Annotated in this window: 27 protein-coding genes; 11 read left to right on the top strand and 16 right to left on the bottom strand. The window is 64.4% G+C overall.

Translation table 11 applies throughout. The annotated features are described in order from the left end of the window. Window positions 1–212 precede the first annotated feature (212 nt). Window positions 213–488: a hypothetical protein gene (locus tag IVB01_RS30520; protein ID WP_247279212.1), complete on the bottom strand. Its 276-nt coding sequence runs from the start codon at window positions 486–488 to the stop codon at window positions 213–215. Window positions 489–733: 245 nt separating this feature from the next. On the opposite strand from IVB01_RS30520, the gene IVB01_RS30515 reads away from it, so the two are divergent. The 3 genes from IVB01_RS30515 (at window position 734) to IVB01_RS30505 (ending at window position 2,605) form a co-directional block, all read left to right on the top strand. Then, a complete protein-coding gene (locus IVB01_RS30515; protein WP_247279213.1) occupies window positions 734–1,921 on the top strand; it encodes a CoA transferase in 1,188 nt (395 codons plus the stop codon). Window positions 1,922–2,204: 283 nt separating this feature from the next. After that, window positions 2,205–2,429, top strand: coding sequence for a hypothetical protein (locus tag IVB01_RS30510; RefSeq protein ID WP_247279331.1), 225 nt, complete (start codon window positions 2,205–2,207; stop codon window positions 2,427–2,429). Next, window positions 2,426–2,605: a hypothetical protein gene (locus IVB01_RS30505; protein ID WP_247279214.1), complete on the top strand. Its 180-nt coding sequence runs from the start codon at window positions 2,426–2,428 to the stop codon at window positions 2,603–2,605. The genes IVB01_RS30510 and IVB01_RS30505 overlap by 4 nt, the downstream gene beginning before the upstream one ends. Window positions 2,606–2,656: 51 nt before the next feature. Here the strand turns inward: IVB01_RS30505 and IVB01_RS30500 are convergent, their stop codons facing one another. After that, window positions 2,657–3,379, bottom strand: a complete 723-nt coding sequence (locus IVB01_RS30500) for a DUF72 domain-containing protein (protein ID WP_247279215.1) — start codon at window positions 3,377–3,379, stop codon at window positions 2,657–2,659. A 91-nt stretch (window positions 3,380–3,470) separates the two neighbouring features. On the opposite strand from IVB01_RS30500, the gene IVB01_RS30495 reads away from it, so the two are divergent. Then, entirely contained in the window at window positions 3,471–3,689 is a 219-nt protein-coding gene (locus IVB01_RS30495; protein WP_247279216.1) for a hypothetical protein, read from the top strand. A gap of 12 nt (window positions 3,690–3,701) precedes the next feature. Here the strand turns inward: IVB01_RS30495 and IVB01_RS30490 are convergent, their stop codons facing one another. From IVB01_RS30490 to IVB01_RS30475, 4 genes are all read right to left on the bottom strand, one after another. After that, a complete protein-coding gene (locus IVB01_RS30490) occupies window positions 3,702–4,850 on the bottom strand; it encodes an amidohydrolase (protein WP_247279217.1) in 1,149 nt (382 codons plus the stop codon). 122 nt (window positions 4,851–4,972) lie between these two features. Beyond that, window positions 4,973–6,061, bottom strand: a complete 1,089-nt coding sequence (locus tag IVB01_RS30485) for a mandelate racemase/muconate lactonizing enzyme family protein (protein ID WP_247279218.1) — start codon at window positions 6,059–6,061, stop codon at window positions 4,973–4,975. A 74-nt stretch (window positions 6,062–6,135) separates the two neighbouring features. Next, window positions 6,136–7,329 carry a M20/M25/M40 family metallo-hydrolase gene (locus IVB01_RS30480; RefSeq protein WP_247495130.1) on the bottom strand — a complete coding sequence of 398 codons (1,194 nt, stop codon included), beginning with the start codon at window positions 7,327–7,329 and terminating at the stop codon, window positions 6,136–6,138. Between the two features lie 32 nt (window positions 7,330–7,361). Further along, the gene (locus tag IVB01_RS30475) at window positions 7,362–8,600 is read right to left on the bottom strand and encodes an MFS transporter (protein WP_247279220.1); all 1,239 of its coding nucleotides are present in this window, start codon (window positions 8,598–8,600) and stop codon (window positions 7,362–7,364) included. Between the two features lie 301 nt (window positions 8,601–8,901). Between IVB01_RS30475 and IVB01_RS30470 the strand changes: the two genes are divergently transcribed. From IVB01_RS30470 to IVB01_RS30460, 3 genes are all read left to right on the top strand, one after another. Then, entirely contained in the window at window positions 8,902–10,332 is a 1,431-nt protein-coding gene (locus IVB01_RS30470) for a TAXI family TRAP transporter solute-binding subunit (protein WP_247279221.1), read from the top strand. Window positions 10,333–10,489: 157 nt separating this feature from the next. After that, complete coding sequence (locus tag IVB01_RS30465; RefSeq protein ID WP_247279222.1) at window positions 10,490–10,714, top strand: hypothetical protein; 225 nt, start codon at window positions 10,490–10,492, stop codon at window positions 10,712–10,714. Between the two features lie 176 nt (window positions 10,715–10,890). Further along, the gene (locus IVB01_RS30460; protein WP_247279223.1) at window positions 10,891–11,070 is read left to right on the top strand and encodes a hypothetical protein; all 180 of its coding nucleotides are present in this window, start codon (window positions 10,891–10,893) and stop codon (window positions 11,068–11,070) included. A gap of 166 nt (window positions 11,071–11,236) precedes the next feature. On the opposite strand, the gene IVB01_RS30455 is transcribed toward IVB01_RS30460, so the two are convergent. The 5 genes from IVB01_RS30455 to IVB01_RS30440 all read right to left on the bottom strand — a co-directional run bounded on the left by IVB01_RS30455 (window position 11,237) and on the right by IVB01_RS30440 (window position 13,629). Next, a complete protein-coding gene (locus IVB01_RS30455; RefSeq protein ID WP_247417398.1) occupies window positions 11,237–11,617 on the bottom strand; it encodes an avidin/streptavidin family protein in 381 nt (126 codons plus the stop codon). A gap of 130 nt (window positions 11,618–11,747) precedes the next feature. Continuing rightward, window positions 11,748–12,188 carry a CBS domain-containing protein gene (locus IVB01_RS30450; protein ID WP_247279225.1) on the bottom strand — a complete coding sequence of 147 codons (441 nt, stop codon included), beginning with the start codon at window positions 12,186–12,188 and terminating at the stop codon, window positions 11,748–11,750. Window positions 12,189–12,370: 182 nt separating this feature from the next. After that, window positions 12,371–12,607 (bottom strand): HGGxSTG domain-containing protein, encoded by a 237-nt coding sequence (locus tag IVB01_RS35565; RefSeq protein ID WP_275974779.1) that lies wholly within the window; start codon window positions 12,605–12,607, stop codon window positions 12,371–12,373. A 29-nt stretch (window positions 12,608–12,636) separates the two neighbouring features. Then, window positions 12,637–13,284, bottom strand: a complete 648-nt coding sequence (locus tag IVB01_RS30445) for a hypothetical protein (protein ID WP_247495129.1) — start codon at window positions 13,282–13,284, stop codon at window positions 12,637–12,639. Window positions 13,285–13,365: 81 nt separating this feature from the next. Further along, complete coding sequence (locus tag IVB01_RS30440) at window positions 13,366–13,629, bottom strand: hypothetical protein (protein WP_247279227.1); 264 nt, start codon at window positions 13,627–13,629, stop codon at window positions 13,366–13,368. Between the two features lie 101 nt (window positions 13,630–13,730). On the opposite strand from IVB01_RS30440, the gene IVB01_RS30435 reads away from it, so the two are divergent. Continuing rightward, window positions 13,731–14,705: a tripartite tricarboxylate transporter substrate binding protein gene (locus tag IVB01_RS30435; RefSeq protein ID WP_247279228.1), complete on the top strand. Its 975-nt coding sequence runs from the start codon at window positions 13,731–13,733 to the stop codon at window positions 14,703–14,705. Window positions 14,706–14,882: 177 nt separating this feature from the next. Here IVB01_RS30435 and IVB01_RS30430 read toward each other — a convergent pair whose 3' ends face one another. Next, on the bottom strand, window positions 14,883–15,344 hold the full coding sequence (locus IVB01_RS30430; RefSeq protein ID WP_247279229.1) for an NUDIX domain-containing protein: 462 nt from the start codon (window positions 15,342–15,344) through the stop codon (window positions 14,883–14,885). Window positions 15,345–15,448: 104 nt separating this feature from the next. Here IVB01_RS30430 and IVB01_RS30425 point away from each other — a divergent pair, with 104 nt between their 5' ends. Further along, window positions 15,449–16,570: a DUF1236 domain-containing protein gene (locus tag IVB01_RS30425; RefSeq protein WP_247279230.1), complete on the top strand. Its 1,122-nt coding sequence runs from the start codon at window positions 15,449–15,451 to the stop codon at window positions 16,568–16,570. Window positions 16,571–16,620: 50 nt separating this feature from the next. On the opposite strand, the gene IVB01_RS30420 is transcribed toward IVB01_RS30425, so the two are convergent. Next, a complete protein-coding gene (locus IVB01_RS30420; protein WP_247279231.1) occupies window positions 16,621–17,583 on the bottom strand; it encodes a lytic transglycosylase domain-containing protein in 963 nt (320 codons plus the stop codon). Window positions 17,584–17,765: 182 nt separating this feature from the next. Between IVB01_RS30420 and IVB01_RS30415 the strand changes: the two genes are divergently transcribed. Further along, on the top strand, window positions 17,766–18,800 hold the full coding sequence (locus tag IVB01_RS30415; RefSeq protein WP_247279232.1) for a L,D-transpeptidase family protein: 1,035 nt from the start codon (window positions 17,766–17,768) through the stop codon (window positions 18,798–18,800). 287 nt (window positions 18,801–19,087) lie between these two features. Here IVB01_RS30415 and IVB01_RS30410 read toward each other — a convergent pair whose 3' ends face one another. Both IVB01_RS30410 and IVB01_RS30405 read right to left on the bottom strand, forming a co-directional pair. Then, window positions 19,088–19,963 carry a VOC family protein gene (locus IVB01_RS30410; RefSeq protein ID WP_247449686.1) on the bottom strand — a complete coding sequence of 292 codons (876 nt, stop codon included), beginning with the start codon at window positions 19,961–19,963 and terminating at the stop codon, window positions 19,088–19,090. A 144-nt stretch (window positions 19,964–20,107) separates the two neighbouring features. After that, window positions 20,108–21,310, bottom strand: coding sequence for a urate hydroxylase PuuD (locus tag IVB01_RS30405; RefSeq protein ID WP_247279332.1), 1,203 nt, complete (start codon window positions 21,308–21,310; stop codon window positions 20,108–20,110). 228 nt (window positions 21,311–21,538) lie between these two features. Here IVB01_RS30405 and IVB01_RS30400 point away from each other — a divergent pair, with 228 nt between their 5' ends. Further along, the gene (locus IVB01_RS30400; protein WP_247495128.1) at window positions 21,539–22,876 is read left to right on the top strand and encodes a sorbosone dehydrogenase family protein; all 1,338 of its coding nucleotides are present in this window, start codon (window positions 21,539–21,541) and stop codon (window positions 22,874–22,876) included. A 173-nt stretch (window positions 22,877–23,049) separates the two neighbouring features. Here IVB01_RS30400 and IVB01_RS30395 read toward each other — a convergent pair whose 3' ends face one another. Continuing rightward, entirely contained in the window at window positions 23,050–23,850 is an 801-nt protein-coding gene (locus IVB01_RS30395; protein WP_247279235.1) for an SDR family NAD(P)-dependent oxidoreductase, read from the bottom strand. Window positions 23,851–23,885 lie beyond the last annotated feature (35 nt).

Genomic DNA, 23,885 nt, shown 5'->3' with positions numbered 1-23,885 from the left:
GTAGCCTCGAGGCGCGTTTTTTAGCGCGCTCGTTTGGGCCCGGTACGCATCCGGACCTGCATCGTACCGACAGAACTTTTCCCGCCGCCATCTGTTCCTGGCAGACCAACTGCGCCCTCAGTGAGAGGTACTCGCATCCGCAGGGGTGCGTTCAGGCGATGGCGACGCAAGATAGCGATAAGGCCCGGTTGCAGGCCGGGCCTTATCTCAGCTCACCAGGGATACCAATAGGGATATGCCGCTGGATAATAGCGGACGGTCCGATAGTATCGGGGTCCATAATAGACCGGCGGACCATAGACCGGCTCATAGTAGACCGGCGGTGCAGTCGCGGCGGCCAATGCTCCGGTGAACAGGCCGAGCGCGACGGCGGGACCGATGCCTGGACCACCCCAGTGATGGTGGCCTCGCCAGTGGGCCGAAGCCGGCGCAACCGTTCCGATGAGGAGCGTTGCTGCCGCGGCGATTGCAAGAGCAAGCTTTCTCATGTGACTTCCCTCGAATACGCGCCCGCGAAGCGCGGGCTTCCCAATCCTCTGCATGAGTTCCGTTTTGCCGAACACGCGGCCCGGCAGCATCAAAACTTAGGAATGGCCGCGGCGAGTTCAAGTCTCGTGCTTCGGCTCCTTTGCGGATCCGACGTTTGGTCGCACTGGCGAACGTGCCCGGCCTCCCTTGCCGTGGCCGCCAGCCCCTGTAATTTGGAGCGCAAACATCAGGGGGGAAGCGATCGATGGGAGGAGTTCTGGAAGGCGTCCGCGTGCTCGATTTCGGGCGCTATATCGCGGGGCCCTATTGCGCGACATTGCTGGCCGAATTCGGCGCCGAGGTCATTCGGGTGGAAAAGCGCGACGGCAGCGAGGATCGCTTCGTGGCACCGGTCGGCGACGATGGCGAAGGCGCGCTGTTTCTCCAGGTCAACCGCAACAAGAAATGCATTACGCTCGATCCGATGAAGGAGGAGGGGCAGGAGGTGATGCGCCGCCTGATTGCCACCGCGGACGTTGTCGTCGCCAATCTGCCGCCGCAGACCCTGCGCGCGATGAAGCTCGACTACGCGTCGTTGCAGACGATCAAGCCCGACATCATTCTGACCACGGCGACCGCGTTCGGCGGGCCGGGGCCCTGGTCCGACCGGGTCGGCTTCGATGGCGTGGGGCAGGTGATGTCGGGGGCGGTGTACATGACCGGCGCAGGCGATCCGCCGTATCGGGCCGCGGTGAATTGGGTCGATTTCGGCACGGCGCTGCACTGCGCGTTCGGAACGCTTGCCGCGCTGATCGAGCGCGGCAAATCCGGGCGCGGGCAGATCGTCGAGGGCGCGCTGCTCGCAACCGCTTTGTCCTTCACCAATGCCACCTTGATCGAGCAGGCCGTCATCAACGTCAATCGCGTGCCGACCGGCAACCTCGGCCAGACCGCGGCGCCGGCCGACATCTACCGCACCAAGGACGGTTGGGTGCTGTGCCAGGTCACGGGTCAGCCGCTGTTCAAGCGCTGGGCGAGGCTGATGGGCGAGGAGGAGCTGTGGCTGAACGACCCGCGCTTTGCCGACGACATCAGCCGCGGCAACAACGGCCCTGTCATCAGCGAGCGGATGGCGCGCTGGTGCGCCGAGCGCACCACGCAGGAGGCTGTCGACACCCTGGGCAAGGCCATGATTCCGACCGGACCTGTCCTCAGCCCGCAACAGGCGCTGAACCATCCGCACATTCGCGCCGCCGGCTTCATGCAGGACGTCGACTATCCGGGCCTGCCGAAGCCCGCACCGACCGCCCGCGCGGCCGTGCGGCTGTCGAAGACGCCGGGCGAAATCGCAACGCGCCCGCCGACGCTGGGCGAGCACACCGATCTCGTCCTCACCGAGCTCGGCTACGACGAGGCCGCGATCGCGGCGCTTCGGCGAGATGGCGTCATCTAGACCATGACACGAGGCGCAGCCAATCCGAACGGCTGCGAGTACGCCCCCCTCCGAACACCCCGCGGCGAAGAACGAATTAGAGCGGCGCAAAGGTCTTGCAAGGGGGAAGCGAAAATAATCGATCGCGGACGCTCGCGTCCGGCGGACAAACGGAACGAGGCGGGGAGCGGCGAAGGAGCATCTTGACACCGTAACAAGCCGGAATATTTTTCACGCCGGAAGAACTATCTTTCGATATATCGAAATCAAGAGGACCGTGGAGAGACCGTCAGGAGTGACGATGATGCTTGACCAGGATCTGGCCCGCATTCGTGCGCACCGAAGCAACCTCCAGCGATATCGGCGCCTGCTGAAGACGAAGCTCTCAGATATCGAACGCCAGTTCATCGACCGACGGCTCGCCGAAGAGCAGGCCGCGCTCGAGGCGCTCGCCGCCGATGTCTTTCCCGCCACGTTCACGCTCCCGAATATGCAATCGGCTTCCGCCGCGATGGGAGCGGAACGATGAGCGACGTCCGCAACCTCCTCATCCGCGGCAGCGAGAAGGTGATCCAGCACTATCGCCTGCTGCTGGCCAGCGCGAAGACCGAAAGCGAGCGCCAGCTCTATCGGAGCCGGATCGAGCGAGAGCAGCGCCTGCTCGAGACGCTGCAAGACGGCGTCCCGCAGCGATCGGCGGCATGAGGTCCCACCCTGGTGTAGCGACAATCAGGTGCAGCGCAGTGTGGCCGGGCGCTACAGCAATTGCTTCAACGTCCGGGCATCGGCCGGCGCCGCGCTCTTCTGGTCGTTGTCGAAATAAACATAGACGTCGCAGCCCTGCCGCTTCCATGACTTGATACGCCGCGCCCATTGCGCCAGCATGGTCTTGGTATAGTGCCCGTGATAGCGCCCGCTCGGCCCGTGTCCGCGCACATAGACGAAATCCGCCGTGCGCTTCCATGGCGCCGGCGCATCGTGATGATCCGACAGGCACAGCGAGATGTTCTCGTCGGCCAGCATGCGCAGGATGCGCGGCTGGTACCAGCTCGGATGACGGAATTCGAAGCTATAGCGCCGTTTCCTCGACAATAGCTTGAAGAAGGCGGCGAGGCGGTCCGCGTTGGCCTCGAATTGCGGCGGGAGCTGGAACAGGATCGGCCCCGCCTTGCCGCCCAGCGTTGAAATACGATCCTCCAGCAGCTCGAGGCTGTTGACGGAGCGGTCCGACAGGCGCTTCCAATGCGTGATGAATTTCGACGCCTTCCAGGCGAAGACGAAATCGCGGCCGGTCTGCTCGCGCCACCCTTTCACCGCTTCCGGCGTCGGCGTGCGGTAAAACACGCCGTTCAGCTCGGTGGTATCGAACTGTCCGGCGTAGTAGCCAAGCTGCTGCTTCAGCGGCAGGCCTTCGGGAAAGAACGGTCCTCGCCAGGAATCGTAGTGCCAGCCGGAGGTGCCGATCAGAATGCGCGCCATGTTTCACGTGCCATCCGTTGCCATTTGCCGGAGGGAACGTCCGCGCGGCCGATACGTTGCTCGTGAGCTTGATCAACGCAGGACTGAACCGATGTACGCGCTGTTCGAAGGCAACAAGCAGATCGGGGACCCCTTTCCGACCGAGAAAGAAGTGTGGGAGGCCGCCTTGATCGAGGGATTGGTGACCGACGTCCCGGTCGCCGACGAGGAGGGCGGCGGCCGGCTGCTGCCTGCCGGCTATCATGTCGAGCGGGTGGAAGAGGTTTGCGAGCCGCGGCCGGACTGGAAGCTGCCGCGCGAGATCTCCTGAATAGGCCTGCGCCTAATTCGACGCCAGCGCCATCTTGGCGACCTCGGCCATCCAGCCCGATGCGACGGGGAGGATCGCGTCGTTGAAATCGTAGCGCGGGCCGTGCAGCTCCGCGCCATCGCGCAAGTCCCCGTTGCCGATCCAGACGAAGGCGCCCGGCCGCTGCTGGAGATAGAATGCAAAGTCCTCGCCGGCCATGCTGGGCGCGAGATCGCGCCGCACGGGAGCCTGCACCTTCTCCGCGGCGATGCGGGCAAGCTCCGCTTCGGCCGGCGTGTTGATCACCACACCCACACCCCAGATGATCTCTGGCGTGACCGTGACGCCGAAGCTCGTCGCAATCCCGGCGCAGGTGCGCTCGATCCCGTCGAGGATGGTATCCTTGACCGCGTCGCGATGGTACCGCAGCGTGCCGCGGACCACGACGCGTCCGGCGATCTGGTTCGGCGCGGTGCCGCCTTCGATGGTGCAGAGCGAGAGCACTGCGGTGTCGAGCGGATCGACGCTGCGCGAGGTGATCGATTGCAGCGCCACGATCAGGTGGCCGGCCGCCACCACCGGATCGCGCGTCAGATGTGGCATGCCGGCATGTCCGGCATGGCCCTCGATGGTGATGGTGATGCGCCCGCCCGAGGCCATGACGACGCCGTCATGCACCGCGATGGTGCCGGCCGCAAGGCCCGGCCAGTTGTGAAAGCCGAACACCCGCTCCATCGGAAAGCGGTCGAACAGCCCGGCCGCGACCATCGCGCGCGAGCCGCCAAAGCCTTCTTCGGCCGGCTGGAAGATGAAGTCCACCGTGCCGCTCCAATCGGTGTCGGCGGCGAGCAGTGCTGCCGCGCCGAGCAGCGAGGCGGTATGCCCGTCATGGCCGCAGGCATGCATCACGCCGGGAGTTTTTGAGGCGTAGGGCAGGCCGCTGTCCTCGGTGATCGGCAGCGCATCCATGTCGGCGCGCAGGCCGACGCGCCTCTGCGCATGCCCGCGCATCAAGGTCGCGACGATGCCGTGGCCGCCAAAGCCTGAGACGAAGGAGATGCCGAGCTCGGTGAGCCTGTCCTGCACGAACGCAGAGGTCTCCTTCTCCTGCAGGGACAATTCGGGATGCGCATGCAGATGGCGGCGCCACGCGGTCAATTTCTGGTGCAGCTCGGGTGTCAAGATGGGGGTCTTTCGCAGGGGATTGGCGGCGGCACCATAGCGGAATATCCGTGCCCTGCATCAAGCGCCATGGAATGCCTCACTTGCAGCCGCATCGTCATGGCCGGGCTTGACGGAGCACTCTACGCCGCCAGCTTCGCCAGCCCCTTCCAGTCAAAACCGACGCCGTGGCCGGGACGGTCCGGCGCCAGTGCCATGCCGTCCTTCAGCACCAGCGGATGCTCGATATAGGTGTCGAGCCCGAAGCCATGCGCTTCCAGATAGGAGCGGTTCGGGCACGCCGCGAGCAGATGCACGGTGATGTCGTGCGCGCCGTGGCTGGTGACGGGCAGGTTGAAGGCCTCCGCCAGCCGCGCGATCTTCATGAACGCACTCACGCCGCCGCAATTGGTGACGTCGGGCTCGGGATAGGACACCGCGGCATTGGCGATGTAGTTCTTGAACTCCCACAGCGAACGCAGATTCTCGCCCGCTGCGATCGGCACACAGCCCTCCTGCATGATCCGCGCATGGCCTGCGACGTCATCGGGGATGATCGGCTCCTCGAGCCAGGTGAGGTCGAAGGGCTGAAGCGCGCGGGCGGCGCGGATGGCCTCCTCGACGGTCCATTTCATGTTGGCGTCCGCCATCAGCGGAAAACCGTCGCCGAGATGCTGTCGCATCGCGGAGACACGCCCGATGTCGGATTTCAGGTCGGGCCGGCCGACCTTCATCTTGATGGCGCGAAATCCCTTGGCGAGATTGCCGTCGGTCTGCTTGAGCAGCGCCTCGACCGAAAGATCGAGATCGATGCCGCCGGCATAGCACGGCACGGCAGCGTCAAAACCGCCGAGCAGACGGAACAGCGGCAGCTTCGCGCGCCGCGCCTTCAGATCCCACAGCGCGATGTCGAGCGCGGAGAGCGCCAGCACCACCGGCCCGCCGCGGCCGCCATAATGCAGGGCCCACCAGACATGATGCCATATCGCCTCGGTGTCCTCCGCCTCGCGGCCCTCGACGAGCGGTGCAATTTCGCGCTTGACGATGTCCGCAGTCGCCCCGCCATTGCGCCCGACCGTGTAAGTGTAGCCCACGCCTTCGGCACCGTCAGCATCGCGGATGCGGCAGGTGATCAGCTCGAACGCCGCCATCTCGCCATGCATGGAGTCGGAGAGCGTAACGGGCAGCGGGATTCGGTAGAGTCCGGTCTCGGTCGTTGCAATGCGCGCCATGTTTCCTTCCTGCGCTTTTCCCGCAGGCTAGGGCGATGTGCGGGCCCCCGCAAGCGCGCACCGTGCAAGGCAGCTCACCGCATCGTCGCGAGCTGCAGGGCCAGCGCACAGGCGCGGTCGTATTCGTCGAGATTGATCCACTCGTCGATGGTGTGCGCCTCGTTCTGGCCGGCGCCGAAGGTCACCGTCGGAATGCCGTGGCGGACCATCCAGTTGGCATCCAGGCCGCCATTAGCGGCGCGGACGTTCGGGGTTCCCCCGACCGCGGACACCGCCGCGATCGCGCGTTTGACCACGGGCAGGTTCTCCTTCATGCGGAACGGATAATAGTCGGTCTCCGCCTTGAATTTGACGCGACCGGACTTGCCTTGCGCGTTGGTGACCTTCTTGGCGGCCTTCTCGAACGCGGCCTTGTAGGCCCTGGTGATCTCTTTGAAGAATTTTCCGTCGTGGCTGCGGCTCTCGCCGCGCACATGCACGTAGTCGGTGACCACATTGGTGGCATCGCCGGCGGGGCGGCCCTCGCCGCCGGTGACGGGACCGACATTGCTGGTGCCTTGCCGCTTGCCCTTCACCACCTTGCCGAACCAGCCGCCGGCCTTCACCTCGGCAAGCGCGAGCGCCATGATCATCGTCGAGGAGATGCCGCGCTCCGGCGCGACGCCAGCATGGGAGGCGCGGCCGAAGATCTCGACGGTCCAGCGGTCGGCGCCGACCGCGCCGATGACGACGTTGGAGGCCGAGCCGCCGTCATAGTTGAACGCCATCTCCGGCGCGCCGAGCTCGTCGAGCTTGACGTGGCGCGCGCCGTAGAGCCCGCTCTCCTCGCGCACGCAGAACAGCAGCGTGATCGGCGGATGATCGGGCTTCTGCCTGGCAAGCTCCGCGGCCAGCGTCACCAGCACGCCGCAGCCGCAGCGATTGTCGCCGCCGAGCGCGGTCCTGGCGTCGTTGACGATCTTGCGCCCCGATTTCTTCGGCTTGGCGCCGGCGCAGAGCGGCACGGTGTCCATGTGGGTCATGAACATGATACGCGGCTGGTTGTGCAGAGCGCCGCGGCCGGGCAGGTCGACGATGAGGTTGCCGGTCTCGGTCGGCACGGGAATGCGCGTGTTGGCATCGTCGAGCCGGATCGCCTTCGCCGGCACGCCGCTCTCCTTCAGCGCGGCCGCGAGCTCACGCCCGATCGCCGCCTCCTGTCCCGTTACGCCCTCGACAGAGAGGAAGCGCATGAGGCGGTCGGTGGCGGCTTTGGTATCGACAGGCATGAATGATTCCTTTGGCGAGCGGGCGCGTCATCCTATGGGCTTGGCGAGGTGTAAGCCAAGAAGATCAGCACGCCGAATGCGAGCATGGCAGCCATGAACAGCAGCACCGCCGGCAGCCCGGCGAGCGCCGCCACCGCACCGGTGACCGACTGCATCAAGGCCGCGCCGAGAAAGAACGCGAGGTTCACGGCTGCGAGCGCCTTGCCCGCTGTCTGCGCATCGACCAGCTGCCGGGACATGCCGAACAGCAGCGGCTGCGCAGAGGTCGCAAGGCCAATGAGCACGAACAGCACGAAGTCGTATTGCGGCGGCATCACCGGAAGGCCGAACAGCACGGAAACCGCGTGATGCGGTGCCCCCAATGCCATCAGCGCCAATAACAGCGCCCCGGCCATATGCGTGCCTGCCACAAGCGCGCGGCGGCGGCCCAGCCTGCGGTCGATCATACCGATGCACAAGGGGCCGGCGATCATCGCCAGCGTGAACGCGCCGAGCTGATTGCCGGCTTCGACCCGCGACAGGTCCTTGACCTGCATCAGCCACGGCCCGCCCCACAGGCCGCGCAGCACCAGCGAGGTCGCCAGCGACACCAGCGCCAGTGCGATCAGGCCGCGCAGGGGCCGCGACAGTCCGAGCCGGAGCACCTCGATCATCTGCGACAGTGGCGAGGACTCGTCCTTGTGCTCGGCCGCCTGGTGCGGCACCAGCGCGAACACGGCGAGCGCCACCGCGACGCCGCCAGCCGCGGAGATCCAGAACCCTGCGCGCCAGCCCCAAGTGTCGACCACGAAGGCGAGCGGGCTCGACGACAGCAGCATGCCGATATTGCCGATCGAGAGGATCGCGCCAGACCATAGGCCGAAGCGACTTGCCGACAATTGCTTGGCCGCCAGCGTCATCGGGCACATCAGCATGCCCGAGGTGGCAACGCCGAGCAGCACCTGCCCGACGGCAAAGCTCGCAGGTCCGGCCGCAAACCCCGACGCGATGGCGCCGATGACGGTTCCCGCGAGCAGGCTGAGCGAAACGGGGCGCACACCGAAGCGGTCCATCGCCGCCCCGACCGGGATCTGCGCCGCGGCAAAGGCGAAAGGATAGACCGAGGTGAGGCTGGCGAGCGCCTGCGGCTCGATATGGAAATCCGCCGCCATCAGGTCGAGGCTGACCGCAGGAATCGTGCGCAGCAACGTGGAAAGCATGTGCCCGCAGGCGAGCGCGAGCAGCGCGAAGATCAGCGCGCGGGTGCCATCTCCCGTGGCAGCGGTCGTCATGAGCGTCCCGTCCCTGGAAGGTTTCGGATCGGCGTACATGATCGTCGGGCGGACGCCAATGGCGGCAGCGGGACCCCCTCATTCCGGAATGTGGCTTCTTGATCACCGCGCGAAATGACCAGGTGCAGACAGCCGGCAATCAGCATGGCGCTTGCCGAGCGCCGGCCGTCACGACGACGCGCTTGGCAGGCGTTCAGGCCTCGGACGGTTTGTGAACCAGGACGGCCGCCAGGACGTTATACTCAGGAAAAACGTGGTATCCTGCCAGGCAGGTGCGCCATGATCTGCGGCGGCAGCGGCAATGTCTTCGTCCGAGAGTCCAAGTCAGACGACCAGCGACGCGGCCCGCCGAGAGCGGAGAAGGAGCAATTCCTTACTGTTGGTCCTCGCCGTTGGATTTCTTGTTTTTGGCGTTGCGGCGGGTGCACTCTATTACGCGTTACGGCCGGACATTCTGCGGATCGCCGTCGGACCGCCCGGCAGCGACGACTACAGAACAATTCAGGCGATGGCCGATGCCTTCGGCAGCGAAAGCCGAACGACCAGGCTGGCTCTGATCAAGACCGAAGGGGCGGTGGAGTCTCTCGCCCTGCTTGGGGCAGGCAAGGCAGATCTTGCCGTCGGCCGCGGCGATCTGGAAATGCCCGCCGAGGCGCAGACCGTTGCAGTCGTGCGTAAGAATTTCGTCGTGCTATGGGCGCCGTCTGGACTTGCCGGCAAGAGCTCCAAAAGAAAACCCTCGCCGAAAATCAAGGAAGTCGCCGATCTCGCCGGACGCCGTGTCGGCGTGATCGGGCGGACCCCGGTGAACGCCGCGTTGCTGCGGGTCATCCTGAGCGCGTCCGGAGTACAGGCGGACAAGGTCGCGGTCGCGCAATTTGGCACTGACCAAATCGAGGAACTAGCACGCGATCTCACCCTCGATGCATTCATGGCGGTCGGGCCCCTCGACAGCAAGATCACATCCGATGCCGTGGCCGCAACGGCGCGGGTGCGCGGCGAGCCGAAGTTTCTCCCCATCGAGACATCGGAAGCGATCGCCCTGAAGCACCCCCGCTATGAAACCGAGGAGATTCCGCCCAGCGTCTTCAATGCGGATCCGGCTTGGCCGGATGACAAAGTTGAGACGGTCAGCGTCAGCCACCTCATCGTGGCGAGAAAGACCTTGTCCGAAACGACGGTCGCCGCGTTTTTCCGGCAGCTCTTTGCCGTTCGTCAGGCGATTGCGAGGCAGGTCCCCGGTGCGGCACACATCACCAAGCCGGACCTCGAGAAGGACCCCGAGCTGCAGGTACATCGGGGAGCGGCGGCCGTCATTGATGGCAACGAACGCACCTTCCTCGACCGCTATGGCGATTACTTCTGGTTCGGGCTCCTGCTTCTCTCCGGAATCGGCTCGGCCGCCGCCTGGTTGCGCCGCTATTTGAACCGCGACGAAAGGGACGATAACACCAGCCATCGCAAGAGAATCCTGGCCATGGTTTCCAGCGCGCGGACCGCGGAATCCAACCAGGAACTACTTGCCCTGCAGCGTGAGGCCGATGCCATCATCGCCGAGACGCTCGAGTGCTACGATGACGGTGCTATCGAGGAAGAGGAGCTCGCGGCATTCGGGCTGGTGCTCGACCTCTTGAGCAATGCCATTGCCGAGAGGCGAGCCGCGCTGCAACGGGCTACCTTCGAAACCGTTCGCGGCGCGGCAACAGGCCATGGCGTTACGCCGCGCGGATAACGGCAGCCATCTGAACCTGTCGTAGCGGGCTCCGCGGCGCCCGCGACGGCTGCCATTCGCCGCCTTGCCGTACTCAGCTCTTGAGTGGCCTTCCGATCGGCGGACGATAGGAACCAAAAAGACATCGTCGCTCTTACCTCGGTCAGGAGACCTACTCATGCTGTCCTCAAAACCGCCACGGCCCATTCGCACAACGCTCGATCTTGCGAACGCAGAGCAGGTCAAGTCTGTACGCAGGCGGCTTCGCATCTCAGCTACCGATTTGGTCAGGATCGTCGACAAGATCGGCAACTCTCTAACGGCCATAGAGAAGGAAGTGGAGCTCGAGAAGCTGGCCGTTCAGCAGTGTAATGCCAAGAACGCGCCCACGACTCTCGAATAAATTCGAGTCATCCCGTCGAAAAGGAGAATTGCGATGAACGGCCTGATTTACCTCATAGGGCTAATCGTTGTGATCGCGGCCATTCTTTCGTTCTTTGGCTTGCGATGACCGTCTCGGTCCTGCAGGCTGACGCACCGCCGATCCGGTGAAGTCGTTCGCAATTTCGCGTGCAGCAAATGGTTGATCCGCACCAGGTGAATACCATCATAGCCACGACGATTTGTGCGTTCTTCAAGGGACATCCTGACGCCCAAATCGGAGCCGAAGAAGCCAAGCTGCTGGCCAAGCAGATCACTGAAGCGCTGAACGGGGCTGGGCTGCAGATTGCTGCCGTCAATGAGATCACGCCGCGCTAGCCCTGCCGCTGGCGAGCGCATGACTTAGCTCGATGTATGGAGATCGGGCTTGAGGCGGCGAGGGGCAGCCGTGCATCGTTCAGCACGAGATCGGACATGTGGCCGCACCGTTTGGGGCACCCTCGGGTCGTTTGTCGACCAGGATCGTCGGATCCGGGGCTGAGCGCTAGCTCCGTTCGAACGTATCGACGTTCGTTGTAACGGCGCGCCACCAATTCACCGGTTTCAGCTTCGCCGGCTCGCCCTCGCTGGAGGCGCTCAGCGCTTGGTCTGTAATCACGAACCAGGCGGTCTCCATCTTTCCGTGACGCAACAGTCCGGTATAGGAGACGGCCCGATCGCCCGTCGCAGACGAGCCCACCGCGACAAAGGCGATGCAATTGCCCTTGTGAAACCCGGTGATCGGCACCGCTTGCCCGTAAAAGCCGCTGTCTTCGAGCGCGGTCTCGAAATTCCCCTCGATGCGGCCGTTCGCATCATTAGTGATGCGCAAGATGGAGCCGAATTGATTTCGCCAATTGCCGACCCAGGCGATCTCGGTTCCCATGCCGGTTCTCCTACGCTCGTCGATTTGGTTCGGCGCGCAGCCGGGCAGCCTGTCCAGTTCCTTCGCGACGCCGCCTGACTGTGGCTGATCTTGCTGCCCCTTCAAACGCCTCGGGAGGCGCGACGGTGCTTCAGCCGGAGATCGCGCCCGCGTGCTGTCCGCCTGCCTGTGAAATCCCGTGCAGCGCCTTCGCGGCACCGTCGCCCGGCTTGCACACGGCGATGTCGCCGAGCGAGATGATGCCGACCAGCCGCTTGTCTCGATTGAGCACGGGCAGCCGCCGCACCTGGATGTCGGCCATGTTGCGGGTGACCTCGTCGATGTCCTGGTCCTCGAAGCAATATTTGACATCTGCCGTCATGACGTCACGGACCGGCGCATCCGGTCCCAAGCCCATCGCGACACCTCGCGTGGCGATATCGCGATCCGAGATCATTCCGACCAGGCGGTCATCGTCGGTGACGGGCAACAGCCCGACATTGAGCGCCGCCATCGCCTCGGCGGCCTCCCTGATGGTGTCTTGGGGTGTGCAAAGCTGCACGTCGTGGGTCATTGCGTCGCTAACTCTCATTGGAAACCTCCATCCCTGATAGGCCGCCAACAAAAATCGCTGGCGGTCGTTCCTCCGGAGCAGGTCGCCGAAGGCGACGAATTCATGACGTGGCGATGGCGTGCCCATGGCACGATTCTCGGGAGCGACAGCGCATCTGACTGACCTCCCACGGACCATCTGACACGTCGGGCGCACGCAACTTACTTTAGGTCATTCAGAAGCTTCCATGCTTCATCCAGCAAGACCTGAACCTGCCGTCGCTCGGCGGCGCTATCCTTTGTGAACATTCCATGCTTCCGCGCATTCTGATTTCCCTTCGGCGCGCCGGATCTCCGTGCGCCGCCGTGCATGCGGCAGCGGACCTTGCCGTGCATTGCCGGCGCACGACAGACGGTGCCGCTGCGCGTCCGTGCGCCGCAGCGCAGGCTCGACTGCATTGCATCCGTGTTGCGGACGTGTTCGCTGCTCATGCGCTCGCGTCGTTTTCCACGCCGAGTCCGCCTTGTCCGCCCTCGCGTGCCGGGACCGCTTCTGCCTCGGCCGCGCCTGGCTGCGCAACGATCACGCTCGCATGCTGGGTGACGTTGCCCACAATAGCGCTGCCGCCGTCCTGCACCGACACGTTCTGCACCGTGATGGCGCGCTCGCCATTGCTGCGGTGGCGGCTGAGCGCCTCGGTCTGGGCTGCAAACGTGCGGGCCAACCGGGTCAATGCACGGGTGATGCCTTCCTGCTGCTGAAGATTCTCGGTGAGAGCGAGGCGAAAGGCGGAGCGCATCGCCGCGACGTGGACGGACACCATCTGCGCCATCAGCATGGTTTCGATGGAATCCCTGGGCCCGATGCTCTTCATCATCGAGATCATGAAGGCGAGATTGGCCTCGTCCGGCTTTTGGTTGATCACGCTGGCCTTGAGCAATTGCTTGAGAATGCCATGCAGCGCGTCGCGATCGACGGCACCGAGCGCCTCGGCCAGCAGCCGCTCGCCAGCTTGCGGGTCGGGATGTTGGTTCGTCAAGCGCCGTCGGGTGAGCTTGATGCGAGGCGTGGCTCTGCTGCGATCCGTTGTTGCCGCGGTGGGTGCCGTGCTGGTGCAATTGAGAGATGTCGTCATGTCCTGGGTTCCTTGCCGGAAGAGGCGCGAGCGCTTGCCGCGCGACGGCGGGTCGCGCTCGGCGCGCGGTGATTGCGATTTTCAGATGTCGATGAAGGGCTTACGCGCAGCCAGCTCGATGTGCCCGGGGGCTGGACCGGCCTGGACGCTCACGGCTGCTGCGATGATGATATTCTGCCAGTGTTTTGCCCGACGAGTCAATTCGATTTCGTAATACCAGAAACTCCGCTCGTCCTGCGCAAGCCCTTGTTCCGACAGCGGTCGGCTACTGTGCATGGGGTTGTTTTCGCATTTTTTGTTGCAGAGCTGCTCTCTCGTGCCGCGCGGCGGAATGCCGGTGTGCAAACGTGATTGCGAATTTTGGCGGAGCCGCTCATCATGATCTACGAGCGCGTCGCACCAACAAGCATGCACAAGCGGCGCGATGAGGTCTGGGGAGGGAACGAATGCAACGAACGCTTCGCCTGCTGGCGATTGTCGCCGGATTGTGCGTGACGACACAGGCGCTCGCGCAGAAATATCCGGCGCGGCCGGTCAAGATCATGGTCGGCTTCAGCGCCGGCGGCCCGGTCGACGTCGTCGCGCGCATCATCGGCGATCGCTTAAGCAACAAGCTCGGACAGCCCTTCGTGGTCGAGAACCGCGCCGGCGCCAACGGCATGATCGCGGCCGAAGGCGTCGCGCGCGCGGACGCGGACGGCTACACTATCCTCGCTTGCAATTCGTCCACAATCACGCTCAACAAGACGCTGTTCAGGGATATCCGCTACGATCCGGAGAAAGACTTCGCGCCGCTCACCACCGTGGTCTCGGCGCCGCTCGTGCTCGTCGTCAATCCCGAGAATCCCAAGACGGCGAACATCAAATCGGTGGCCGATCTCGTCGCCGCCGCGAAGGCCGCGCCCGGCGCGCTCGCCTACGGCTCGGGCGGCAACGGCAACCTCGCCCATCTCGCCATGGAGCTGCTCAGCCAGAAGGCCGGCATCAAGATGATCCATGTGCCCTATCGCGGAGGTTCGGCGTCCGAGGTCGGCCTGCTCGCTCAGGAGGTGCTGGCGGTGTTTGATCCGCTCTCCGCGGTGCCGCTGGTGAAGGCCGGCAAGCTGCGCGCCCTCGCGGTGTCCTCAGCCGAGCGGCTGCCGTCGCTGCCTGATGTGCCGACCGTCGCGGAAGCCGGCTATCCCGGCTTCGACATCTCGTTCTGGGTCGGCTTCTTCATGCCGAAGGCGACACCCGCCCCGATCCTTGAGACGCTGCACCGGGAGATCATCACTGCTGCCAAGGATCCGTCGGTCGAGGATAAGCTCGGCTCGCAGGGCGTGGTCTCGGTGCTCAGCCCGACTGAGTACGCCGCCAAGATCGCGAAGGAGACCAAGGAGCTCGCCGACGTCGTGGCGGCCGCGAGCATCAAGGCGGAATAGGGAGGCTTGCGTTTGCGCATGATCGCGCTGCGGGCCTCCCTTAACCGCTTCCGCTTGCGGGAAGGTCGGCGCGTAGCGCCGGGTGAGGGCATTTTCCTCTCGGGGACTCCCAATGCGGAGACACCCTCTCCCCAACCCTCTCCCGCAAGCGACGACAAGCCGGTCTGAGCGGCGCGCCTATTCGCCGCTGGCCAGTCGCTTCAGCCGATCAAGCAGCGGGCGTTGTCCTGCGTTGATCCTCTCCTTCGCCTCTTCGAGCGCGAACCATTCGGCACGGTCGACCTCCGGGAAGGTCTGCCGTTTGCCGCTGCGTGGCGGCCATTCAATCTCGAACGTGTTGCTACGCATGCTGCGCGTGTCGATGTCGAACTCGGCTGCGAACGCGGTGACGAGCTTGCCGCCGCGCTGCCTGACCTCTCCAAGCGCGATCAGCGGCACGGACAGCTCGAGTCCAAGCTCCTCGGCAAACTCCCGCCGCGCGGCGATTTCCGCATCTTCTTCGCCCGCATACTCCCCCTTCGGGATCGACCATGCACCGAGATCCTTGTTGCGCCAGAACGGGCCTCCGGGATGAACGAGGAGAACCTCGAGTCTGCGGCCCTTCCGATAGGCGATGATTCCGGCGCTCTTCGATGGCATCGCAGTTCCGTGGCGGCGGTCTGTCCTTCTCTCGGGAAAAAGTGGAACAGAGCGTTTTAACGCAAGTTAGTAGCCAATGTTCATTTGATAAAATGGAGTGAACCATGATCCGCCTGTTGGCAACCACCGCCTTAGGGCTGGTGCTGGCGAGCGCCGCTCTTGCGCAATCGCCAAGCACGACCACGAAGTCCGAGCAGACACCGCAATCCCAATCAAATTCCACCGCGCCGTCCACCACCTCGCCATCGGGCGCGGCTGACAAGCAGTCGACCACATCGCAACCGCAGCAATCACCGCCGACAGGAAGCTCGGCGCAGAATGCGCAGACAAGCGCACCGCCTTCCGGGTCTGCGAACTCCGGTTCCGGCACCTCAAATGCTGCCAACAGCGCGGACACGTCCACGCGGCCGCAGAGCGGCGCGGCAGGCTCGAACACGGCCGGCAACCAGCCTGCGACGCAGCAGGGCGCCAACCCGCCACCGGCGAACACGAACCAGGCGCAGGATCGGTCCAATCCGCCGCCGGCCAATCAGGCTCAGCAGGCGCCCGCGGCATCTGGGGCCAACCAGGCGCAACAGTCGCCGAATGCGCCAGCCAGCAATCAGGCGCAGGGCGAGCGGTCCGGCACCAATTCACAGGCGGCCGCTCAGACCGACGTCAACCTCAACAAGCAGCAGGAGACCAAGATCAGTACCTCGATCTCGCGCCTGAACGTGCGGCCGCTGACCAGTGTGAATTTCTCGCTGAATGTCGGCACCGTGGTGCCGCGCGACGTGCATCTCTCGACATTGCCGCCTGACGTCGTCGAGATCGTGCCGCAATATCGCGGCTACAGCTTCGCGCTGGTGAAGGATCAGATCGTCGTGGTCGATCCGGCGACCTACAAGATCGTGACGGTGCTGCCATATTCGGGGCAGTCCACCGCAACAACGACGACCACGCGCGAGCGTAGCGCCAGCAAGTTCTCAGATCGCGATCGTGAAGCGATCCGCAAGCATGTGAAGACCCGCACCGAAGGACGGAGCGAACGGCAGACCACCGGCAGCACGGCACGCACCGAGATTCGTGTCGGCGACCGCGTTCCTGAGAGCGTCGAGGTGGAAGAATTTCCGAGCACCGTCTATCACGATGCGCCGGACCTGCGGGAATATCGCTACATCCACCGTGACACGCGCACCTACGTCATCGAGCCGCGCGAGCGTCGCGTGATCGAGGAGATCGACTAGCCTCCCGCCGATCGGAAGTCGCTCTGTCGAGCGACTTCCGAATCAGAGCATCAGCCCGAAGTCCGTTCGCGCGCCGCGAAACGGATAGCGCGGGTCTTCGCGCTCTTTCCGGCCGCGCGTGCTGCAATCATGCTGCGCGCGTTGCCGTGAGCCGAAGTGTTCTTCCGGAGCAAGGTCGCGAACCGCTTGCGGGCGCGGTTCGCGGTCAGCCGTGCGGCAAGCTGTTCGCCCTTGCGAATGATGGTCGTGACCGAAGGCGTCAGGTTGACCGGAACCCAGGCGACATCCCTGGCTTTCGAGAGGCTGCCGACGCCTTCGCACGGCGCTTCGCGCGGCAGGTCGATCCGAATCGCAAGCGCTTCCGCGCGCTCGGTCCAGTCGTCGGCCCTGGTCCCGGTGATGATGCGGACATAGTCGCGTGTCTCTCGCGGCAGCTCGCTCTCCTTCGCAAGCCACTTCTGGATGCGGCCGGGGCCTGCGTTGTAGGCGGCGGCTGCGAGGCCCAGATTGCCGAAATCGTCACGGAGCTTGCGCAGGAATTTTGCCGATGCCGGCAGCGCCTTCATGGGATCGAACGGATCGTCGAGCCCGACTTCGGCGGCGGTCTCGGGCATGAATTGCGCGACGCCCTGCGCGCCGGCGTGGCTAACCTCGTTGGACTTGAAGCGGCTCTCCTGCCAGATGAGGCGCGCGAAGAACGGCACCGGAATGCCGCTGGTTTCGGCTGCCTCACGAAGCGCGTGGCAGAACCGGTCTGTCGGTGAAACGGGCCCCTCGGCGACGGTTTCGCTCGCGCGTGGCGGATCGCTCTTCTCCTCATAGGCCGCGCGTGCATTGGCGAGCTCGATGGCCTGCACGCTGGCAAGGAAGAGCTCGACCACCGGAACAAGTGGCAAGGCATGATTGTTCTGAAGAACAGTGGTGTCGAATGTTGATGTTTGCCGGGACGCCGACGGATCGAGATCGCACATCAGAATTAGAAATGCGGCGCAAGCCGCGACGACAAATCGCATTACTGGGGCAACCTCGAACTGTGGGGTGAGCGGCCAGCGATGCGCCGGCGATAAGGAGTTCTTAACCGCGCGATTGCGGCAAAGCTGCGGTCTTATGGGTTCCGTCGGTGCTACTACGGTGTTCCTGATGAGAAACTCTCCGCGGCTTTGCGGATCGCTGTTGCGAGCTGGGAAGAGCGATCATGGTGCGATGGATGCTTGGCGCGGTGATGTCGCTCTGGTTGCTCTGCCCGGCATTCGCGGGCAATTTCGACGCAGCAGCGGTGAACGATGCTGCGCGTCCTGAAAAGCAGCCGGCGACCGACAAGATCAACGCTTCGGTGTTGAAGCTTCAGATCCTGCTCGATCGTGCCCAATTCTCTCCCGGCCAGATCGACGGCAAATTCGGCGAGAACGCGCAGAAGGCGCTGAAGGCATTCGCCGAGCAGAACGGGATCGCATCCGACGCGGGCATAGCACCGGAGCTCTGGGAGAGGCTGAGCACGGCGAGCGAAGGTCCTGTCGTCGTCGACTACAAGATCACCGAAGCAGATGTGAAGGGGCCGTTCCTCAAAAAGCTGCCGGCCAAGCTCGATGACATGAAGTCGCTGGAGGCGCTGAGCTACACCAGTCCGCTCGAAGGGCTCGCGGAAAAATTCCACATGAGCGAGGAGCTGTTGAAGGCGCTCAATCCAAGAAAGGCCTTCGACAAAGCCGGCGAGACGATTGTCGTGGCCAATGTTCCGGCGCGACGGGAGCTTCCGCGGATTGCGCGGGTCGAGATCGACAAGACGAACGCAACACTGAAGGCGTTCGACGAGACCGGTCGTCTCATCGCGTTCTATCCGGCGTCAATCGGCAGTCCGGACCGCCCGACGCCAACGGGGACGTTGAAGGTAACCGGCACCAACGAGCAGCCGACCTATCACTACAATCCCGAGTACAAGTTCAAGAGTGTCAAATCCAAAAGGCCGTTCGACATCAAGCCGGGGCCGAACAATCCGGTGGGTTCGTACTGGATCGGCTTGTCGGCGCAGGGCTACGGCATTCATGGAACGGCAGAGCCCGACAGGGTCAGCAAGTCCGCGTCTCACGGCTGCATCAGGCTCACCAATTGGGACGCTCGTGTGCTCGGCGAGAACGTGAAGCGCGGTACACCCGTCGTCTTCCTCGATGCGCCGACGGAATCCTCCTCCAAGCAGCGGAGCAGACCGACCGGCGGGCGGACCTCGAACTGATCTTTGGGAAAATCCTTGCGCATCGCGATCTCGGCGGCGTCGCCGGGCCGCAGCACGGTCTGGAAGGCCGGTTGCGGCCTCGTCATGATGTCGTAGAGCGAGGTGGCCTTGATCGGCTTGCCCCTCAACTCGCGGACGCAGTCGGCGAGCGTGCCGCTGTAGACGAGATAGGGCGGGCCTCGGTCCTTCTGCCTCTACCCTTTCGCCGACGGCCACTTCTTCGGCTCGGCCGGCGCGTCATAGGCGATCGCCGATCCCTCTTTGAACATGCGCTTGGACCCTGAACGCTAAAGAATTGGTTCAGATCGGCCGGCAACGAAGGCGAGCAGGGTGCCGTTGGCCTTGGCCGGCGGCACGCAGATGGCGCCCCCGCTGCGCATGGCTGCCGAACCGAGCGCCTTCTCGGTTGCCGCGAGGTCGCCGCTGATGAGCACCAGCGCCGCGCCGCCGCGCTCGGAGAGGCCCGCGAGCGGCACGCCGGGATAGCGTTTGGCGAGCTGGTCCAGCGTCAGGTAGACGAAGTCGGCGCGATCGCCGCCGGAGGGCACGGTGACCGCGCCGTCCGCCTCTGCCTTCGGCTCGCGGTCGATCAGTTGGCCGAGGTGCGCAGCTTCTTTCGCGGGCTCAGGCGTTGCGATCAGCGTCTGCTTGATCCGCCTGGCTGCATTGGCATGCTTCATCAATTCAGGAATCCACACCGTCTCGCGGGTCTTGTGCTGGCAGGCGAAGATGCGGACGCCGCCCGGCGCCTCCACGGTCGGCCACATGAAGGTGCGGAATTTTGCCGCCGAGACCGTGCCATTCGGCAGCGTCACGGGCCGTTCGAAATCGGTCGGGCCGATCGGCTCCAGGCCCCGTGCACGGATCTCTTCGGCACCTGCGGCCGAATCGACCGCGGTGAAGGCGATGCGCTCGATGCCTTCGCCGTGCTTGTCGAGGAAAGCGCGCGCCGGGGCATTGAGCTCGGTCGTAGCGAGCACGCCGAGCAGCTCCATATAGTCGGGATCGAACATGATGGTGTAGTTGCCCGTGCCCATATGGACGCTGTGGGTGCCGCGCGGGGAGACGGTGAAGCCGAGCTGCCGATAGTTCTCGGCGGCCTTGTCGAGGTCCTTCACCATGACCACGGCGTGGTCGATACCGATGACGTTCTTGAGGGCCACTGTTCTTTCCCCGATTGCGAGCTGAATTGGGCCGCTCCGGCGGCTGCCGGTCATGTCTACGCCTGATAGACGGTCAAGTCATTTTCAATTCAGCGAAACATGCGGAAATTTCATTCTGCGAAATGCTGTCGATGCGCGGCGGCATCAACGGGCCTGCTCGATGTAAGCGGCGAGGATGGCGCGCTCCTCACTGGTCATCTCGGTGATGTTGCCCGGCGGCATCGCATTGGACCAAGCCGCGACGCGGCCGATCAGCCGGATGTTGCGATGGATGTGCTCGGGCGCGTCGAGCAGTATCCCTTTCGGTGCGGCGACGATACCGGCCCAGACCGGCTCGGCGGCGTGGCACATGCTACAGCGGGACATCACGATCTCCTCGACATTGGCGAGCGTCGGCTGCGCCGGCAGGGCGCTGGTCTTGACGTCGCGCGGTCCGGCGGCGGAGAGGAACAGGATCGCGATCACGCCAACCGCTGCCACGCCCCACACCCACCACGGCGATTTGCGCCCCGCATGCCGCGCGTTGAAGAAGTGGCGGATCACGGGGCCGAGTGCCAGGATGATCGCGACGATGATCCAGTTGAAGCGCGTGGCGTAGAGCAGGGGATAGTGGTTGCTGATCATCAGCACGACCACGGGTAGCGTCAGATAGTTGTTGTGGACCGAGCGTTCCTTGCTGGCCTTGCCGAGCCTGGGATCAGGCGCCTGTCCCGCGATCAGGCTGGCTACGATCTTCTTCTGGTTCGGGATGATCAGCGCGAAGACGTTGGCGACCATGATGGTGCCGATGATCGCGCCGATCTGGTTGAAGGCGCCGCGGCCGCTCAGCACATGCGTGAAGGCGTAGGTCAGCGCGACCAGGAACAGATAGCCGCCGATGGCAAAGGGCAGCTCGCGCCGCGCAAGCCCAGTGCGACAGGCAGCCTCATAAAGCAGCCACGCCAGCGCGAGGCTGAAGAAGCTGAACAGGCCCGCCTGGAATGGCGTAAGGTCGAGGATCGATCTGTCGACCAGGAACAAATCGGCCTCGAGATAATACACCACCACCATCAGCGCGAAGCCGGACAGCCAGGTGGTGTAGGCCTCCCATTTGAACCAGGTCAGCTCGTCCGGCATCTGGCTCGGTGCGACCAGATATTTCATGATCCGATAGAAGCCGCCGCCATGGACCTGCCAGGCTTCGCCCTGCACGCCGTCAGGCAGGTCGCCCGGCGGGTCGCTCTTGGGCCTGAGACCGAGGTCGAGGGCGATGAAGTAGAAGGAACTGCCGATCCAAGCAATCGCCGCCACCACGTGCAGCCAGCGCAGCAGCAGGCTCGCCCATTCCGATATGACGGATCCCCACATGATCACCCCGATCAGTCGCGACACCAATGCCGCAGCTTTGAACAACCGGCAATCGCGCCCCACCAATGTGTCGCACCGATCAGCCGCATTTTCCAGTACGATGGGCCGCGGCTGATGCCCATCGTGCGGGCATGAACTGATGTCGGATTCGGCAGGCGCATGACCTGCCGCAGAACGTTTGCGGATCGTCGCATGTTGACGTTGAGACGCGCAGGCCGGGAGAAAGACGTGAAAGACAGAATATGGTCCGTTGCGATGTTCGCGGGATTGCTGGTCGCGGCTGCCACCAGCGCACAAGGTGAGCCGGTGCTGCAGGGCAAGGATGCCTACGGCGATTGGCGGGCCGACAAGCCCGGCACGGTCAGGTTGATCCGGCCACAGGATCTGGTCAGGCCCGGCGCGACGCGCTCCGTTGCGAGCTCGTCGCGTGTGGTGCCGCGCCCACCGGAGGCCGCGCTCCGGGTCCCGGCCGGATTCAAGATCGAGCTGTTCGCCGAAGGCCTGCGCGCGCCGCGCATCGTGCGGGTCGCGCCGAATGGGGATGTCTTTGTCGCGGAGACACGGGCCGGCACCATCCGCGTGCTGCGCGCGGGCGATGGCGGCAAGGCCGCGACCAACGAGGTGTTTGCCGGCGGCCTGAGGCAGCCGTTCGGCATCGCCTTCTTTCCGGACGGTGACAACCCGCAATGGGTCTATGTCGCCAACACCGACAGCGTCGTTCGCTTTCCCTACCAGGCCGGCGATCTCAAGGCACGCGGCAAGGCGGAAACGATCGTGGCAAGCCTGCCGCATGACGGCGGACATTCCACCCGAGACATCGTGTTCACGCCCGACAACAAACGCATGCTGGTGTCGGTTGGCTCACTCAGCAACGTCGCCGAGGGCATGGGCACGCCGCCGGGTGGATTGGAGGCGTGGTCGAAAGCGCAACCGCTTGGCGCTGCCTGGGCCAGCGAGACGGAGCGCGCCGCCGTGCTGGCCTTCAATCCCGATGGCAAGAAGCGGAAGATCTACGCCACGGGCCTCCGCAATTGCGTTGGTCTTGCGATCCAGCCGCAGACTGGCCTGCCCTGGTGCTCGACCAACGAGCGCGACGGCCTCGGCGACGATCTCGTGCCCGATTACGTGACCAGCGTGAAGGAGGGCGGCTTCTACGGCTGGCCCTGGTTCTATATCGGCAACAATGAAGACCCGCGCCACGCCGGCGCGCGGCCGGACCTCAAGGACAAGGTGACCGTCCCCGACGTGCTGATCCAGCCGCATTCGGCCTCGCTCGGCATGACCTTCTATCAGGGCACGCAGTTTCCGCCCGAGTACCAGGGCGACGCCTTCGCCGCCGAGCACGGCTCCTGGAACAGATCGAAGCGCACCGGCTACAAGGTGATCCGCATCCGCATGAAGGACGGCAAGCCGACGGGCGAGTACGAGGATCTCGTCACGGGGTTCGTCGTGAGCGACACTGAAGTGTGGGGACGGCCGGTTGGCGTTGCCGTGGCGAAGGACGGATCGCTGCTGGTGTCGGAGGATGGCAACGGCACGATCTGGCGGGTGACGTATTCGCGCTGAGCGCGCCGCGTGACGCTGCCCCCTCTTCCCTTGTGGGAGAGGGTGGCTCGCCGCGAAGCGGCGTGACGGGTGAGGGGTCTCCATCCTCACGAACGGTTGGGCGATTGGAGAGAACCCCTCATCCGGCGCTTCGCGCCACCTTCTCCCACAAGGGGAGAAGGAGAAAGAGAACCCTACCCCCGTCTCACGCTCGCACCGCCATCCACCGGCAGCGTCACGCCGGTGATGAAGCTCGCTTCATCTGAAGCCAGGAACAGCGCGGCATTCGCGACGTCCCATCCGGTGCCCATCTTCCTGCGCAGCGGCACCTTGCTGTCGCGTTCGGCTTCGACTTCGGCGCGGGTCTTGTGCCATTCGCGGGCGCGGGTATCGACGGCCATCGGCGTGTTCATCAGGCCGGGCAAAATGACATTGGCGCGGATGCCGTATTCGGCATTCTGGTAGGCGAGCTGTTCGGTGAAGGCGATCATCGCCGATTTCGTCGCCTTGTAGGCGACGTAAGGGTAGGTCGTGATCGCCGCCATCGAGGAGATGTTGATGATGGCGCCGCCTCTCTGCGTGCGCATGATCGGGATCACCTCTTTCGCGGCGAGAATGCAGCTCTTCAGATTGATGGCGACGACGCGGTCGAACGCTTCTTCGGTCAGTTGCAGCAATTCTGCATCGCCGCCGGCGAGGCTGACGCCGACATTGTTGTGCAGCACGTCAATCCGGCCCCAGCGCGATTGCGCGTCCGCGACCATCGCCTTGATGTCGGCGGCTTTGGTCACGTCGGCCTTGAAGGCTGCGGCTGTGCCCTGCTTCGCCGTGATCATCGCGACCGTCTCCTGCGCCGAGTCCAGATGATGATCGACGCACAAGACCTTGGCACCCTCCCGCGCGAACGTGAGCGCAGTGGCGCGGCCGTTGCCCATGCCCTCGCCCGGGCTCTGCCCCGCGCCGACGACGATCGCAACCTTGTCCTTCAAGCGCATCTCGGTTTACTCCCGGGCCCGGATCCTGTTGATCC

The sequence above is a fragment of the Bradyrhizobium sp. 164 genome (genome assembly GCF_023073715.1).
Classification (GTDB): Bacteria; Pseudomonadota; Alphaproteobacteria; order Rhizobiales; family Xanthobacteraceae; genus Bradyrhizobium.
Note: the sequence above shows the minus strand (reverse complement) of the source record. Positions and strands in the feature narration are given on the sequence as shown.